The organism is Occultella kanbiaonis, from assembly GCF_009708215.1.
In the GTDB taxonomy this organism is placed as follows: domain Bacteria; phylum Actinomycetota; class Actinomycetes; order Actinomycetales; family Beutenbergiaceae; genus Occultella; species Occultella kanbiaonis.
The window spans coordinates 3,119,676-3,135,442 of record NZ_CP046175.1 but is presented as its reverse complement, the minus strand read 5'-3'; the positions used below and the strand labels follow the sequence as shown (position 1 = coordinate 3,135,442).

Below are 15,767 nucleotides of genomic sequence, written 5' to 3'. Positions count from 1 at the left end.
TGCAAATTAAGGAAGGAGCGAGCACGAACTGACGCCTTGACAGATGGAAACCGGTGTTAGAGAGTGTGCGAACAACGCTCTCCGAACTCCCGTGATGGAGGGCACCGGAGCATCGACATCGCCTTCGTGCCGATCGCCGATGCTGCGGAACCAACCCGGCAAGGAGGCCGTATGCGTAGGAAAGCCCGCTTGGTAACGACGGTGGCGATCGCGACCACCGCCGCACTCACGGCGTGTTCGGGCTCGGGCACGCCCGGCACCGACGAAGGAGACGGCAGCGCCACCATCAACCTGTGGCACACCGAGTCCACCCCCATCACCGTCGAGGCGATGCAGGAGATCATCGACGAGTACGAGGCGGCCAACCCCGGCGTCGAGATCATCCAGGAGACGGTCGCGTGGGGTGACCTGCAGGTGAAGTTCCAGGCCGCACTCGCTGCCGGCGACCTGCCCGAGATCACTCACGTCGAGCCGATGTTCGTGCGCACGCTGTACGGCCAGGACCTGCTGCTCCCGCTCGACGAGGTCGTCGAATCCTTCGACGGCGACTACCTCCCGCAGCTGCAGGAGATGTTCGAGCTCGAGGACGGCCACACCTACGGCGTGGTGCACGCCTGGGGCACCGACACCACCACCTACCGCGCCGACATGTACGCGAACGCGCCCGAGGCCGGCACCCCCGAGGACGTCACCACCTGGGCGGAGTCCATCGAGCAGTGGTCCGCCGTGGCCGAGGCGAACCCCGGGGTCTCCCCGCTCCTGCTCGCCGGCTCCGCCGCGCACAACGTCAACGAGGATCTCTACCTCTGGCTGGGCTCGAACGGCGGCACGCTGTTCGACGAGAACGGCCACGTCACCATCGACACCCCGGAGATGATCGAGGTCCTGGAGTACTGGAAGGAGCTCAAGGACACCGGCATCCTCGCCCCCGAGTGGTCCTCCGCCGCCTACGCGGACAGCCTGAGCGGCCTCGCGAACGGCGATGCGGCGACCATCTACTCCTTCGGCCGCGCGGTGTACACGTTCCAGGAGCAGGCCCCGGACCTGGTGCCGGGGGAGGACATCCAGGTCTACGGCCCGCGTCCGATCGGGCCCTCCGGCGACGACTGGATCACCCAGCTCGACGCGGAGCCGTTCGTGGTGTTCAAGGACTCCCCGGACGCGGACGCGACCATCGACTTCCTGAAGTTCTTCTACGAGCACGACAACTACCTCAGCTGGATCGGCACGGTGCCCACCCAGTTGCTGCCGGTCATGCCGTCGATGTTCGAGGACCCGGAGTGGCAGGCGCTGCCCGAGGTGCAGGACTGGGGCTTCTGGATCGACGTGCAGCGGGAGGCTCTCGAGTCCGGGCACGCCTACCCGCTCATGGTGACCAGCGCCGACGAGATGTCGCTGCCGTACCTGAGCGACCTGTACGGCTCGGCGATCCTCGTCGACATGGTGATGGAGGTCGTCGAGAGCGGCGTCGATCCCGCCGAGGCCGCCGCCACCGCACAGCAGCGGGCCGACGAGCTGCTCTCCCCGCAGTACCAGGACTGACAACGCCGTTGCGGCCCTGACCGGCGCTCCCGTCAGCCCACCGGCGGCCAACCCGCCCGGTCAGGGCCGCAACGCCACCGTTCCCGACCCCCTCCCGAGGATTCCCATGCTCACAGACACCCCCGTGCGTGCCGAGACCGGCACCGGTCCGCCGCTCAAGGCGGCTCGCAAGCCCCGCATGCCCCAATGGTTCTGGGGCGTGCTGCTGGTCATCCCGTCAGCCGTCCTCGTCCTCGGCGTCATCGCCGTGCCGATCGTGTACCTGGCGCGGCTCAGCCTGACCGACGCCCACGCCTACCTACCCCGGATCAATGACATCGGGCTCGGGAACTTCGCCAACCTCGCGGCCTCCCCGCAGTTCTGGCAGAGCCTGCGCACGACCCTGCTCTACGCGGTCCTGACCGTGGTGATCCAGCTCGTCCTCGGCGTCGTCGTGGCCCTGCTGATGCACCAGAACTTCCGTGGCCGTGGGGTCGTCCGGCTGATCGCGATCGCGCCCTACATGATCCCGGCGATCATCGTCGCCCTGGTCTGGCGCTGGCTGCTCGAGCCCAACAACGGCGCGTACTCCTGGTTCGTGCGGACCGTGCTGCCCGGGGCGGACGCGGTGAACCTGCTCAGCCCGACCTGGATCTTCGCGTCCCTGGTGGTGGTCTCGGTATGGATGTACACGCCGTTCGTGGTGATCAGCGTGCTGGCCCGGCTGCAGACCGTCGACCCGTCCGTGATCGAGGCCTCAACCGTGGACGGGGCCGGCCCGTGGCGCCGGTTCTGGCACATCATCCTGCCCGAGCTGAGTGCGGTGCTGCTGACCCTGGCGCTGCTGCGATTCATGTTCATGTTCACGAAGTTCGACATCGTCTACCTCTTCGCCGGGACCGGCCAGGAGGTCCGGACGCTGCCGTTGCTGACGTTCCAGACGATCTTCGGGGAGTCCCGGCTCGGCGCCGGGGCGAGCCTCGCGATGGTGATGTTCGTCCTGCTCGTCGTCTTCACGACGGTCTACCTCAAGACCCTGCACCGACGCTCGGAGGACACCGAATGAGCACCCTGAAGCGACTCACCCAGCCGCGGTACGTCCTGGCCATCGGCATCGTCATCGTGGTGGCGGTGAACCTGTTCCCGTTCTACTGGATGGTCCTGACGTCGGTGAAGCCCGGCACCGAGCTGTTCTCGAACCCGCCGCGGTTCTTCACCACGATGCCCGACTTCGGTGCCTACGTCCGGCTCATCGAGAGCACCGGATTCCTGACCTACGCCAAGAACAGCGTGATCATCTCCACCGGAGCCACGTTGCTGTCCATCGCCGTCTCGGCGATGGCCGCCTACGGCCTGACCCGCTTCAAGTTCCCCGGCAGCAAGGCCTTCACCACCGGGATCCTGTACGCGTACACGTTCGCCCCGATCGTCGTCGTGGTCCCGCTGTACGGGCTGTTCCGCGACCTTGGCCTGATCAACACCTACGGCGGGATGATCCTGGCATACGCCTCGTTCGGGGTGCCGTTCAGCATGTGGCTGCTGCGCCCGTTCTTCAACTCCATCCCCAAGGAGCTCGAGGAGGCCGCGTTCCTGGACGGCGCGAACCGGGTCAAGAGCGCCTGGTACGTCGTCCTGCCGCAGGCCACCCCCGGCATCATCGCCGTCTCGGTGTTCACGTTCCTGCTCGCCTGGGAGGACTACCTGTTCGCCCGGGTGCTCATCACCGACACGAACATGAAGACGCTGCCCGTCGCCCTGCACGACCTGCAGAACGCGAGCCTGCAGGACTGGCCGCTGCTCATGGCCGCCGCGGCCCTGGTCAGCCTGCCGGTCCTGCTCGCCTTCCTGTACCTGCAGAAGTACCTGATCGCCGGCTGGGGCGCCGGCGCGATCAAGTGAGCGCCACCGATGAAGCCCGCCACCACCAAGCCGAGGAGCAGTCGCAGATGTATGTGAAGTTCGAGGTCCGGGACGATGCGGCCTGGATCGTCATCGACCGGCCGGGCAAGCTCAACGCCCTCGACCTGGACGGGTGGCACGGGATCACGGCGGCGCTGCACCAGGCCGCCGCCGAGGCACCCGGGCCGGTGGTCCTGACCGGCACCGGCCGCGCCTTCTGCGCCGGCGACGACATCGCCACGTTCGCCCAGCACACCACCCGCGAACGCGCCCACGACTTCTTCATCGGTGGCCTGCTCGGCACCATGGAGGCGATCGCCACCCACCCGTACCCGGTCATCGCCGGCGTGAACGGGCTGGCCGTCGGAGGCGGCTGCGAACTCGTGCTCGTTTCCGACCTCGCCATCGCGGCCGAATCCGCCAGGTTCGCGCTGCCTGAGGGCCGCATCGGGGCCTGGCCCACCGTCCAGGTCGGCGTCGCGGCGCACGAGAGCGGACGCAAGCTGGCCAACGAGATGGCGTTCGAGATGGGCTGGGTGAGCGCCGCCGACGCGCCGCGGTTCGGGCTCGTCAACCGGGTGGTCCCCGACGAGGACCTCGGGGAGGAGCTCGAGCAGACGATCGCGCGGATCCGCGCCGCCTCCCCGCAGGCACAGCGGCTGACCAAGCGGTTCCTCAACGAGGAGCTCGTCACGACGGGCCTGCCGAAGGTCCGTCGCGCGCTCGAGGCCCTGATCGACGAGACCCTGCCCACGCGTGACCTGCAGGAGGGCACCAGCGCCTTCCTCGCCAAGCGCCTGCCGACCTTCATCGACGCGTAAGGACGCCCTCCATGACGAACACCCTTCCCCTCGAGGGCATCCGCGTCCTCGACTTCGCCCACATGATGCAGGGCCCCTGGGCGGCCGAGATGCTCGCCGACCTCGGCGCCGACGTGATCAAGATCGAAGCCGTCGACGGCGGTGAGCGGGGCCGCCTGTCCGGCACCACGTTCCTGAACGGCCACAGCTCGCAGTTCCTCTCGATGAACCGGAACAAGCGGTCGGTCGCGGTCAACCTCAAGGACCCGGACGGGCTGCGGATCGCGCTGCGCCTGATCGAGACCGCCGACGTGCTGGTGCAGAACTTCCGGCCCGGTGTGATGGACCGTCTCGGGCTGGGCTGGGACCGGGTCCACGAACTGAACCCCCGGCTGGTGTACTGCTCGGCCTCCGGGTACGGGCCGCACGCCGCCGACCAGCGGATGCCGGGCCAGGACCTGCTCGCCCAGGCCCGCACCGGGGCGCTCTGGCTGACCGGGACCCGCGACGCCGACCCGACCCCCGCCGGTCCGTTCGTCGCCGACGTCCACGCCGCCACGATGCTCGCCCTCGGCGCGGCCGCGGCACTGGTGGAGCGGGCCCGCACCGGCACAGGTCGCCTGATCGAGGTGGACCTGGTCGGCGCGATGCTGCACCAGACCACCCAGGAGGTCGTCACCGCGATCAACTCCGGAACGGCGCCGGTCCGGCCGACGGTGCCCGGCAGCGCATCCATCGAGGCCCCCTACGGGGTCCACGCCACCCGCGACGGCTACATCGCGATCTCGTTGACGACCATGCAGGCGCTCGCGGACGGCCTGGACCGGCCGGACCTCCTCGCGGACTTCCCGGACAAGGAGGCCGCGACCGAGCGCCGCGAGGAACTGAACGCCCGCGTGAGCGCTCTGGTCGCGGCCATGGACTCGGCCCCGTGCCTGGACGCGCTGAGCGCGGCGGGCGTGTGGTGCGCACCGGTCAACGACTATCCGGCGATGATGGCCGACCCGATGGTCGCCTGGCCGGAGCGTCGCGTGCAGGTGGACCACCCCGAGGCGGGCCGCCTCGACCTGGTCGGCAACCCGATCAGGCTCGACGGCGCCCAGCTGCCGGCCCGGCGGCCGGCCCCGCTGCTCGGCGAGCACACCGGCGAGCTGATCGCCGAGCTCGGCCTCACCGACGAGCTCGACGCACTCCTGGCGACGGGTGCCCTCGGCGCCGGCGCCGGGCACGTTGCCGAGCGAGTGACCTCATGAGTGCCACCGGACGGCGCGACGGACTCCCCGCCGTCGGCTCGGCAGTTGTGTTCCGCAAGACGGTCACCGAGGCCGACGTCGGCCTGTTCGCCGGGATCACCGGTGACTTCGCGCCGCAGCACACCGACGAGGAGTACATGCAGGGCCGCCCGCAGGGCACGCGGATGGCGCACGGCACCCTCGTGCTGGCGCTCACCTCCACCGCGGCCGCCCGGCTGTGCACCGAGCACGACGTCACGGCGGTCTCCTACGGCTACAACCGGGTCCGGTTCATCCGGCCCGTGTTCCTCGGGGACACCGTCCGGGTGGAGTACGCGATCGCCTCCGTCGATCCCGAGCGCCGCCAGGCCCTCGCCGAGATGCGCGCGACCACCCACCAGGGCGAGGAACTCGTCCTGGTCGGAACCCACATCCTGTACTGCTACCCCGACGAGGATGGTGCCTCATGATCAGCGGTCTCGAAGAGTTCATCCGCGCCGACGTCGCCCCGCGGGCGCAGGCGATCGACCGCGACGCGACCATCCCACCGGAGCTGGTCGAGACGGCCGCCGCCCTCGGCCTGCAACGGATCCTCGCGGGCCGCGGCGGCCGCCCGGACGCGAGCAGGATCGAGGAGGCCTGTGAGGTGTCGCAGGCCATCGCCGCCCACTCGCCCGCGGTCGCGCTCGTCGTCGCCGGGACCAGGCTGACGACGTACCTGCTCGGCAAGTACGCGCCGGCCCACCTGGTCGACCGGTGGCTCGAGCCCACGTTCGCCGGGCGGACGTTCGGCGCGTTCGCGATCACCGAGCCGCACGCCGGCACCGACATCAGGGGGATGAGCACCGTCGCCGAGCTCGACGGGGACCGGTACGTCCTGAACGGCGGCAAGTGCTGGGTCGGCTTCGCCCCGGTCGCCGACTTCGCGATCGTCCTCGCCAAGGTCGGGTCCGCCGACCGCGACGCGGCGATGGTCGCGCTCGTGGTGGACATGTCGAGCCCCGGCGCGTCCGGGCGCCCAGGGCCGGAGCTCTCGGGCTTTCGGGGCATGCCCAACGGTGAGCTCAGCTTCACCGACGTGTCCGTGCCCGCCACCGACCGTCTGGAGGTGGAGGGCTTCGCCGGCATGATGGACGGGCTCAACATGGCTCGGATCGACGCCGCCGCCTACGCGTGCGGGCTGCTCCGTGGGGCACTGGTCGCCAGCCTCGAACGGGCGAACGGGCGGGCCGCGTTCGGGCGGCCGCTCGCCGACCTGGCGATCATCCAGCGCAAGATCGGCCGCATCGCCACCGACTACCACGCGGCCCGGGCGCTGACCCAGCGGGCGGCGCGCTCGTTCGCCGAGGGAGACGGGGGAGACCAGGACCTCATTTCGATGGCGAAGATGTTCTCCTCCGACGCGGCCCGGCGGGCGACCGACGAAGCCATGCAGATCCACGGCGCCCTCGGCATCGTGAGCGACGAGCCGGTGAACCGGATGCACCGCGACGCGAAGGTGACCCAGATCTTCGACGGCACCAGCGAGATCCACGAGACCATGCTCGGCCGACGTGCCCTGCGGGCGCAGGCCGCCGGCCGCCTTGTACCGTTCGTGGACGACGAGCCGGCCGCTGAGCCCAGCGCGCCCGGAGTAGGGGGCGGGCGATGACTGACGTCGAACGCGAAGGCCCGACGGCGCAGGCACCGTTGAGCGGGTCGGTGGCCATGGTCACCGGTGCGGTGGGCGCTCTCGGGGCGGCCATCTGCCTCGACCTCGCCCGCGCCGGGGCCGACATCGTGGTGCATCACCTGCGTCAGGACGACGAGGCTCGCGCCCTGTGCGTCGAGCTGGAGGGCCTCGGCGCCCGCACCGTCTCGGTGTCCGCGGACGTGACGGATACCGACGAGGTCGCCGCCGCGCTGACCCGCGCGCAGGATCAGCTCGGTCCGATCGATATCCTGGTCAACAACGCGGGATGGATGGAGTCACGGCGACTCGTCGACACCGACCTGGCCCAGTGGCGCCGGACCATGTCCGTCGACCTGGACGGGGTCTTCATCGTCACCCGCCAGGTCGTTCCGGGGATGCTCGAGCGAGGGGAGGGGCGCATCGTGAACGTGAGTTCGCAACTAGCCTTCAAGGGGGCGACCGACTTCGTCGCGTACTGCACGGCGAAGGCCGGGCTGCTCGGTTTCACCCGGGCGCTGGCCCGCGAGATCGGCCCGACCGTGCGCGTCAACGCCATCGCACCCGGGCCGATCGACACCCCGATGGTGACCCCGCACGCGACGCCGGACTGGGTGCACGCACGCACCCGCGACTCCGTGATCGGCAGGCTCGGCCTGCCCGAGGAGATCGGCCCCGCGGTCGCCTTCCTGGTCGGGCCCGGCGCCTCGCTGTTCCACGGACAGACGCTGCACCTGAACGGTGGCGGGGTACTCGGGTGAGCAACAAACCCACGATCAACGACGTCGCGGCGCGGGCCGGGGTGTCGAAGGCGACCGTCTCCAAGTACCTCAACGTCGCCCTGGGCTACTCGGTCGCACCGAAGACGCGCAAGAAGATCGAGGACGCGATCCGCGAGCTCGATTTCCACCCCAACCCGATCGCCCGCAGCCTGACCAGCGGCTCCTCGATGACCATCGGCCTGGTCATCGCCGACATCAAGAACCCGTTCTTCCCCGACCTGGTCGCCAGCGTGCAGGAGGTCGTCGAGGCCGGCGGCTACAACCTGATCCTGGGCAGTTCCGGTCGCGACACCGGCCGGGAGATCGAGATCATCCGGTCGATGGTCCAGCGGCGCGTGGACGGCCTGGTCCTGGCCTCGGTCCAGGGCGGCTCCCGAGACCTCGAGTTCGTCGAGGAGCTCGGCCTGCCGACCGTCCTCGCCAGCCGCGATCTGCCCGAGCTCATCTGGGACACCGTGGTGATCGACAACATCCAGGGTGCCGAGATCGCGGTCAAGCACCTGCGCGACCTCGGCCACACCCGGATCGGGTACGTCGGCAGCAACCCGACCGTCAAGCCGTTCCTGGACCGGCTGCACGGCTTCGAGGCGGCGACGGCGGACCTCCCGGAGTCCGTCACGGTCACCGTGGGCTCGATGATGGAGGACGGGCGGCTCGGCACACACGAGTTGCTCGCGCGCACGCCGCGGCCCACCGCACTGCACTTCGCCAACGACGTGATGGCGCTCGGTGGGCTCGTCGCCTGCGCGGAACTGGCCCTGAGCGTGCCCTGGGACGTGTCGATCATCGGGCACGACAACATCACGGCCGGATCCCTGCCCGGCATCGGGCTCACGACCGTCGACAGTGCCGCCGCCTGGGTGGGGGCCCGAGCCGCCGAGCTGCTCCTGCAGCGGATCCGCGGCGAGCTGGTCGAGGGTGAGTCCCCGCAACTCGTGATGCGGCCGGCCAAACTGATCCTGCGGTCCTCGACGGCGCCTCCCCCCGAGAGCCGCAACGGTGGGCAGGTACCCGCGCGCTAGCGACTGCGACGGGCAGGTCTGCGCGGGTCCGAGTCGCGCGTCGTCAGGCGTTCGCCGGTTTCGGCTTCGGCCCGGTGTTGCGCAGCGACCCCAGCCGGTTGAGGGCGTCGTACCAGAACGGTGCCCCGAGGGCGGCGGCAGCGGCGGTGATCGCCAGGCCGAGCGCCTTGAGCAGCCAGCCGGCGAACGTCGTGGGCCTGCTGTCCTCGGACCAACCGAGCGGGAGGCCGTTGCTGGATCCCAGTTCCGTGAGCGTGGACCTCACACACTCGCGCGTCTCGTCGAACGATTCGTCCTGTTCGCAGAGGCTCTCGTTGGCGGCGGCCGCCACGACCGCGGCACGCAGCGGTGCATCCTCGTACAGCGATCGCCCGATCGAGAGGGTGTCGATCCCGGCAGCGCCGACCAGGACGACGGCGATGACCACCAGCCACCGCTTGGACCAGCGCTTGTAGGAGCCGCTGATGCGGTCCATCTGGTCGTCGTACCACTCCTCGAGCGCGGAGACGAAGGTCTTCACATCTCCCTCGGTCCGCTTGAGGATGCTGGTCAGGGCGCCCTTGAACGGGGTGGAGTCGTCCAGGGCGGCGACGTGGCCGCGGATCGCGGTGAGGGTCGTCTCGCCGTCCGTGTCGGGCACGATCAGGTCCACCAGGACGGAGGCGAACGCCCGCGCGGGGAGGTAGCTGGGGTTCCGGGTCTTCTGCCGGGTGGAGCGGGCTTCCTTGAACGGTCTGACGAGGGCGTGACCCATGACCGCCGTCGTCCACGGATCGGACGCGCCGTCCGCGGCTGCGGAGGTGGGCGGGACGGTCGTTGCGTTGGCCGCCAGAGCCTGGCTGTAGAGCGCCTGCTCGGCCACGATCGGGGCCACCGGCGCGACGATGCTCGGCCCGGTCCCCGTATCTCCGGGGTCGTCGAGCAGTTCGCGCAGTCCGCGCAGCAGGTACTTGGCCCTCTTTCTCATCGCGTTCGCGATCGCCTCGGTGAGGGCGCTGCACACCAAGGCCATCAGATAGAAGATCAACGCGAGTCCGATCGCGGTCTCCACGACGATGGAGAGCATGGCAACCTCCACAGCTTCGCGAGCGACGGTACTCGACGATCAGCGGATTTTACCGGCGACGGGCCGCCACGGTCCCGGGATTCGCGGCGCCGGCCGGCACGGGTGCGCAACCCGTGGCAGCGCCACGTGAGGACGATGCTCGGCGACGGCTCATCGGAGAAGGCGGCGCGCAGCCTTGGCGAGCATCGATGCCGACGTGCCCGCCGCCAGCCTCTCGAACTCTGGCGCGACGGCGATGGTGCGGCCCGTCCGCTCGGCGAGGTTCGCGGCCAACTCGAGGAAGGCTCCGGCGTCGCGACGTCCTGGCAGGACGGCCCCGATCTCCTGCAGTGCGTCGAGGACGGGCAGCACCGCAGCGTCATCGGCGCGGGCACACTCGCTCAACCCACTGCTGACCCGTCGCCCGACGACGAGGTCGTCAGCGAGCAGCAGCGCGGCTTGGCGCCCAAGGTCCTTGCCGTCGAGCACGCCATGGCGAGCGAGGTCGACCACTGCGTCCTGGGCAGCCGTCCGGCCGCGTGCATCCTTCGCGGCGAGGGCGAGGACGAGCGCAGACGATGTCGGTGCCCGGTTGCGCGCCCTTGCCCGCGCGATCGCATCGACGACCGGGACCGAGCACGCACGGGGCCTGAGCAGGTCTAGTTGCAGGTAGGGGTGCGCGTGGGCGGCGAGGACGTCGTGGTCGTGAGGCAGGAGCGCTGCACCCAGGGCCAGTGTCTCCTCGAAGCGTGGCTCGTGCGCTCCATAGTCGGCCTCGGAGTCGAAGGTGCGCTCCGGTCTCGATCGGGCGAGGATTCCCGCTGCGGCATGCCCCTCGTTCCCCTGCTCGTCACGGAACAGGGACATCCGGAGTTCCGGCCCCCAGGCACTGGGTTGGTCACGGGCGACCTGACGCTGCCAGGCGGGCGGCCCTGACTCCCGGGCCGCGGCGACCGCTTCGGAACTCCGCAATGAGCTCGGGATCGCGATTCCCGCCCTCTCATCGGCAGGGATCCGCAGCAGGGCGACCACGAGTTCGAGTTCAAGGACCGGCCCCGATCGACTCACGTCGCGTATCCGACGATCGAGCTCCTCGCATCGAGGCTGAAGTCCGTGCGCGTCGGCATCGCCAAGGAGGTGTGCCTGCCATCGCGGACCGCGTGGGCGACGCCGGTCAGACGCCTGCCGATCGCTCCCACGAAGGTCTGCGGGGCGGCTGCCCCGCCGGGATAGGACGCATGGCCGAGCAGGATCGGCCAGTCGCCGTCGCGGACACGCTCGCGCGGTGCGAGCCAGGCGAGGGCCAGGACGTGGGCGGCGACGCGTGGGTCGCCCGGGAAGAACTGCGAAGCGGACAGACGGGTCAAGAGCAGGTCCGCCGTCGAGGGACGATCCTCGGCGAAGCGCAACAGTCCGTCGATCGCGCGTTCGGTCTCGATGGGTTCGACGACTTCGAGGAGTCCCAGGAGCACCTCAGCGAGTTCATCGGGCGTCTCCACGGGACACACAGGCGCGGCCGGCGGGCGCGCCTTCGGCTCGGTGGGAACGAACCGGGGACGCTCGCTGGCCACGCTTACGTCGACGCCGAGGCGTGCGAGGATCTTCGCTGCCTGCTCGCGAACGTCGGCTCGCGGATGATCGAGGGCGAACTGGACGATGTCGGCGATCGGGGCGCCGGGTTGGGCCTCGGCGAATCGGCTGAGCAGGCGCAACTGAGCGGCCACGGCGGCCTTGTCGGTCCGGCCGAGGGTCGCGCGACTGGCGGCCAGGAACGGCTGCGGTTCGAACCTCTCGTCCGGGACGAGCCGGAGGAGTTCGCGCTGTGCGGTCCTGACAGATGGTCCATGCTCCACGGTGAGGAGCCTCACGTAGGTTCCCTGCCGAGTTGCGATCTCGTCGAGCGAAGGCTGGAGAGCGTCGTGCATGCCCGTGTACCAGCCGAGGTCGGCGGTGGCCCAGTCGCGCAGGGGAGCGGCGAGAACGGTGTCGAGCAACCGGCCGCGATCCAGGCGGCCCTGCTGGGAGAACACCAGGAGCGTGACGCGCCAGGTCGCCGCAGCGGACGGGGTCTGAGCCGGCAGGTACGTGACGGGGTTCTCCTGGAAGCTGTCGTGGTAGGCCAACAGGCGTCCCGACCCCTCGGTTGCGAGCATGCGCAGCAGCGGTTCCCCGACGAGGCCCGGATCCTCCTCGAGTTGGTCGATCAAGGGCCGCCGGTTTGCGGCGCCGTAGGTTGGCACGCCGCGGACGATCCCGCGCACATAGTCGGGATGCTCGGGGGCAGCCACGGCCCCGGAGCGGACGAGACCGCGAGCGAGGCGCCAGTTCCCGTTGTCCGCCAAGTCCAGTACGGCGTCGACGAACGCGGGGAGCCAGGCCGGGTCGCGAGCCTGCAGGATCGCTGCCGCGTGTTCGACGAAGGAGCGGCTGTACTCGAAGCTGTGCTGACCGGCGATCATGGCCTGCCGCGAGCCATCTGCGGTGGCGAGGACGGCCAGTGCTGCATGCGTCGCCGGGATGCGCGTCGGATTGCCCCGGGTGAGCCAACCGCGAGCCTTCGGGCCCAGCGCCTTCCGGTCGCTCTCGGTGAGGTTGATGAGAGCGTCCCGCACGTAGCGTGTGTCACCGTGCTCCAACCAGGAGAGCACGCCGTCCAGGGTCATGGTTGCTGCTTCCGGACCAGATCGGCCGCGAGCACATGCTTGCAGGGACCCCTGCCTCCCTTGTGCTTGGCGTACCACGGGCAGGTGCAGCGATCACCGTCGACCGTGCGGCGTACGACGTGGTCGGAATCGCCGCTGCGGACGTAGGCGGTCTCTCCGTCGAGTCTGACCGCTGCGCTCTCGACCAGGGCGAGCGCGTCCCGCAGGCGTGGGTGCATGCTCGTGAGTCGTTCCGGGTCGTAGGGCAGTTCGCGGTGGAAGTACGCGGCTTCGGCGGCGTCGTATCCGACTCTGCCGGCTGCGCCGAGACGGCCGAGGGCGCGGGTGACGCGGTCGGTGTCCAGGCCGGACTCAACAGCCAGACGCGCGATCTCGATCCGTGGTTCGAACGCGAGCAGGGCAGCGATGAGGTCCGCGTCGTCGGCGGACTGCTCGTCGGTGAGGTCCCAGAGCACTCCACCTTCACCGGAGAAGCCGCGGCTGGATTCTGGGCTGAGGGCGAGAACGAGGCGAGCATCGTCCAGGTCCAACTCCCAGAGCCCCGTGGCGCCGAGCGGGTCGTGCGGGGCGGCGTACGCCCGCAGGGACCGGGCGAACCGCAGCAACGGCTCGAGCGGCTTGAGCCGGTCGAGTCCGGAGAGAGACACGCCCTCCGGCGTCGGGCGCGTGGTGATGCGCAGGCCGCGGCCGGCTGGGACGACCCAGACGGGCTTGCGGCTGCCGGAGCGCGGCAGGCTCCGGATGAATCACCTGGCTTCAGAGGCAGCGACCTCGAATACGGGCGTCACCGAAGCGGAGGAGAGTTGCACTTCGGCGAAGCCCTTGAGCCAGCGCTCGGGCAGCGGGACCTTCTTCTCGGTCACCTCAACGTCGAGGGTGCGGACCACGACGTCCTCGCCAACTTGGAGATGGAGTGGCTCGAGGCCGCTGATGCGAGCGAGGGCGTCGCGCAGCGGCGCGTTGAAGTCGACATTGGTGGTGCCGGCGTCGAGCACGGTGCCCTCGAGGCTTCCCGGTAGCGCGTCATATCGGGCGTACACACCGCAACAGGCGGAGAAACTCTCGAACCGGAGCCTGTCCCCGTTGCTGGTGACGACGGGGTCGGCCGCTCGCAGGATTGCGGCGACCATGCCAGGCGGCACGTAGAAGCGGGTGCGGGCGACTCTGGCGACCGCGAGCAACGAGGCGGCAGCCTGCTCGGGGTGGCCGAGGAAGCCGTCGAAGAAGATCGGGTGCGCGGTGGGCCCGGTTGTGGTGCGGCCCCCGCTGGTGGAGAGCTTCAGATCCGTCTGCCCGTCGCCGAAGGTGAGTGTCGAAAGTCGGGCGTAGCTGTACGTCTGCTCGTCTGAGGATCCCGACATGGTCGAGAACCTATCCGAGCAGAAGCCGTGCGGTCTTGAGTTCAACCGAGCCACCGGACAGGTCCCCAAGAGCCGTCGTCCGATGCGAACCCCCGCGCTGCCGCTGACCCCGTCAGTCCGCGATGTGGGCAGTGTTGGCGACCCAATGACCGACGAGCTCGGCGTCGCCGACGAGGCGCACCACGCCGGGGCTCACGGCTGTGAGCGGAAGGCGACGGGTCAGGATCAGCAGGAGCACGCCCGCTGGTCCTCGCACGGTCGCATCCGCGGTGCCGTGCCCGGGCTGCCAGGTCGCACCGTCGGCGCCACGCTCGATCAGCCATTCGCCGGAGGAGTCGAGATCGTCGGCGTGCCAGTGCAACGACTCCCCGGCGCCGCTCACTGCAGTGGCTGACTCCGGTCGCAGGGCCGCCCAGGTCGGCGAGGTGAGCATCGCCAGATGGTTGGTGACGAGCTCGGCAGCCACGTCGACGTCGATGTCGAAGTCGACCACGACGTCGCCGAGCGCAGCCGCGGCGGCGTCGTAGCCGTGGATGACCGCCTCGTTGAGCTGGCTCTGCAACCAGAACACCCCGCCGGTGCGGTCGTCACCCGCGGCGTTGAAGACCGGCTCCACCAGCGCCGCGTCGTCGAAGGCCGCGACCACCCGGGCGCCGCCGTCGATCAGCCAGGCCGGCCATGCCGAGACGTCGGCGGGCACCTCGGCCATCTCGGTGGGCAGCAGGGCCGGGTCGGCGATGCGTTGCTCGACGATGTCCGCCACCCAGTGCTGCGTCTGGCCGACGTGCGCGACCAGATCCGCCACGGTCCAGCCCGGGCAGGTCGGTACCGGTGCGGTCGGATCGGCCGCGCCGGCCGCCTCAGTCAGCCGTCGGGTGTGCTCGGTCAGTGCGTGCCGGGAGCGTTCCGCGCTGAGGTTGCTCATCCTTCGAGGCTAGATGCTCCGTCCAGGTTCTTGGGGCGACGTTCGAGCCGGGCCCGCCAGGTTTCCGGACACGCATAGGGTCGAGGACGTGTCCGCGCGCACGGGACGCACCCAGCACCCGGTGATCGCGCGGACGGGACGAGGAAGACCATGACATCGATCGCGATCATCGGCGCCGGACCCGGCCTGGGCTTCGCCGCCGCACACCGGTTCGGGCGCGAGGGTTTCGCCGTCGCGCTCATCTCCCGCAACCAGGACAAGCTCGACGAGATGGCCCGCGCCCTGGCCGTGGAAGGGATCGAGGCGGGCGGCTTCGCCGCCGACGTCCGGGACCGAGACACGCTGGTCGACGCACTGGAGTCAGCGTCGGCGGACCTGGGGACCATCGAGGTGTTGCAGTACAGCCCGATTCCCAGCCGGGAGTTCCTGCGGCCGGTGCTGGAGACGACCGTCGAGGATCTCGCTGCCGCCACCGAGTTCTCGATCCTCGCGCCTGCGGCTGCGGTCAGCCAGGTGCTGCCCGGCATGACGGACCTGGGCCGGGGCACGATCCTGCTCGTCAACGGATCCAGCGCGGCGACCCCGAACGGACGCGTCGCGGGCACCTCCACCGCGTTCGCGGCCGAGTCCGCCTACGGGACGATGCTGCACGAGGCGCTGTCTCCCGAGGGCATCCACGTCGGGCAGCTGATCATCCCGGGCGCGATCGGCGGGGGCGACCCGCTCTTCGCACCCGAGGCGCTTGCCGACAGACTGTGGCGGATCCACACGGATCGCGGCTCGTTCCGGACCACCGTCGGTGACTCCGCCGTCGCCTGAGAGGCGCCACGGGAGGTCTTGGCGACACC

At 70.0% G+C, this 15,767-nt stretch carries 16 protein-coding genes; 10 read left to right on the top strand and 6 right to left on the bottom strand.

Translation table 11 applies throughout. The features are described 5' to 3' along the window. Positions 1-201 precede the first annotated feature (201 nt). From GKS42_RS14455 to GKS42_RS14415, 9 genes are all read left to right on the top strand, one after another. Positions 202-1,542 carry an ABC transporter substrate-binding protein gene (locus GKS42_RS14455; protein WP_168217841.1) on the top strand — a complete coding sequence of 447 codons (1,341 nt, stop codon included), beginning with the start codon at positions 202-204 and terminating at the stop codon, positions 1,540-1,542. 106 nt (positions 1,543-1,648) lie between these two features. Further along, entirely contained in the window at positions 1,649-2,587 is a 939-nt protein-coding gene (locus GKS42_RS14450; RefSeq protein ID WP_154794458.1) for a carbohydrate ABC transporter permease, read from the top strand. Further along, a complete protein-coding gene (locus GKS42_RS14445; RefSeq protein WP_154794457.1) occupies positions 2,584-3,420 on the top strand; it encodes a carbohydrate ABC transporter permease in 837 nt (278 codons plus the stop codon). The genes GKS42_RS14450 and GKS42_RS14445 overlap by 4 nt, the downstream gene beginning before the upstream one ends. Further along, on the top strand, positions 3,417-4,241 hold the full coding sequence (locus tag GKS42_RS14440) for an enoyl-CoA hydratase/isomerase family protein (RefSeq protein WP_154794456.1): 825 nt from the start codon (positions 3,417-3,419) through the stop codon (positions 4,239-4,241). Before GKS42_RS14445 ends, GKS42_RS14440 begins: the two co-directional genes overlap by 4 nt. An 11-nt stretch (positions 4,242-4,252) precedes the next feature. Further along, positions 4,253-5,473 carry a CaiB/BaiF CoA transferase family protein gene (locus tag GKS42_RS14435; RefSeq protein WP_154794455.1) on the top strand — a complete coding sequence of 407 codons (1,221 nt, stop codon included), beginning with the start codon at positions 4,253-4,255 and terminating at the stop codon, positions 5,471-5,473. Next, a complete protein-coding gene (locus GKS42_RS14430) occupies positions 5,470-5,922 on the top strand; it encodes a MaoC family dehydratase (RefSeq protein ID WP_154794454.1) in 453 nt (150 codons plus the stop codon). Before GKS42_RS14435 ends, GKS42_RS14430 begins: the two co-directional genes overlap by 4 nt. After that, positions 5,919-7,103, top strand: a complete 1,185-nt coding sequence (locus tag GKS42_RS14425; RefSeq protein WP_154794453.1) for an acyl-CoA dehydrogenase family protein — start codon at positions 5,919-5,921, stop codon at positions 7,101-7,103. Before GKS42_RS14430 ends, GKS42_RS14425 begins: the two co-directional genes overlap by 4 nt. Then, positions 7,100-7,882 (top strand): SDR family NAD(P)-dependent oxidoreductase, encoded by a 783-nt coding sequence (locus GKS42_RS14420; protein WP_154794452.1) that lies wholly within the window; start codon positions 7,100-7,102, stop codon positions 7,880-7,882. The genes GKS42_RS14425 and GKS42_RS14420 overlap by 4 nt, the downstream gene beginning before the upstream one ends. Beyond that, positions 7,879-8,925, top strand: a complete 1,047-nt coding sequence (locus tag GKS42_RS14415) for a LacI family DNA-binding transcriptional regulator (RefSeq protein WP_154794451.1) — start codon at positions 7,879-7,881, stop codon at positions 8,923-8,925. Before GKS42_RS14420 ends, GKS42_RS14415 begins: the two co-directional genes overlap by 4 nt. 43 nt (positions 8,926-8,968) lie before the next feature. Here the strand turns inward: GKS42_RS14415 and GKS42_RS14410 are convergent, their stop codons facing one another. From GKS42_RS14410 to GKS42_RS14390, 6 genes are all read right to left on the bottom strand, one after another. Next, positions 8,969-9,991: a hypothetical protein gene (locus GKS42_RS14410; RefSeq protein ID WP_154794450.1), complete on the bottom strand. Its 1,023-nt coding sequence runs from the start codon at positions 9,989-9,991 to the stop codon at positions 8,969-8,971. A 150-nt stretch (positions 9,992-10,141) separates the two neighbouring features. After that, complete coding sequence (locus GKS42_RS14405) at positions 10,142-11,038, bottom strand: hypothetical protein (RefSeq protein ID WP_154794449.1); 897 nt, start codon at positions 11,036-11,038, stop codon at positions 10,142-10,144. After that, positions 11,035-12,633, bottom strand: a complete 1,599-nt coding sequence (locus GKS42_RS14400) for a DUF6493 family protein (RefSeq protein ID WP_154794448.1) — start codon at positions 12,631-12,633, stop codon at positions 11,035-11,037. Before GKS42_RS14400 ends, GKS42_RS14405 begins: the two co-directional genes overlap by 4 nt. Continuing rightward, positions 12,630-13,280 carry an SWIM zinc finger family protein gene (locus tag GKS42_RS26550; RefSeq protein ID WP_232847680.1) on the bottom strand — a complete coding sequence of 217 codons (651 nt, stop codon included), beginning with the start codon at positions 13,278-13,280 and terminating at the stop codon, positions 12,630-12,632. The genes GKS42_RS14400 and GKS42_RS26550 overlap by 4 nt, the downstream gene beginning before the upstream one ends. Positions 13,281-13,379: 99 nt before the next feature. Then, positions 13,380-13,994 (bottom strand): hypothetical protein, encoded by a 615-nt coding sequence (locus tag GKS42_RS26545; protein WP_232847679.1) that lies wholly within the window; start codon positions 13,992-13,994, stop codon positions 13,380-13,382. A 112-nt stretch (positions 13,995-14,106) separates the two neighbouring features. Beyond that, the gene (locus tag GKS42_RS14390; protein ID WP_154794447.1) at positions 14,107-14,919 is read right to left on the bottom strand and encodes a maleylpyruvate isomerase N-terminal domain-containing protein; all 813 of its coding nucleotides are present in this window, start codon (positions 14,917-14,919) and stop codon (positions 14,107-14,109) included. Positions 14,920-15,069: 150 nt separating this feature from the next. Between GKS42_RS14390 and GKS42_RS14385 the strand changes: the two genes are divergently transcribed. Further along, on the top strand, positions 15,070-15,738 hold the full coding sequence (locus GKS42_RS14385) for an SDR family NAD(P)-dependent oxidoreductase (protein ID WP_154794446.1): 669 nt from the start codon (positions 15,070-15,072) through the stop codon (positions 15,736-15,738). The last annotated feature ends 29 nt before the right edge of the window (positions 15,739-15,767 follow it).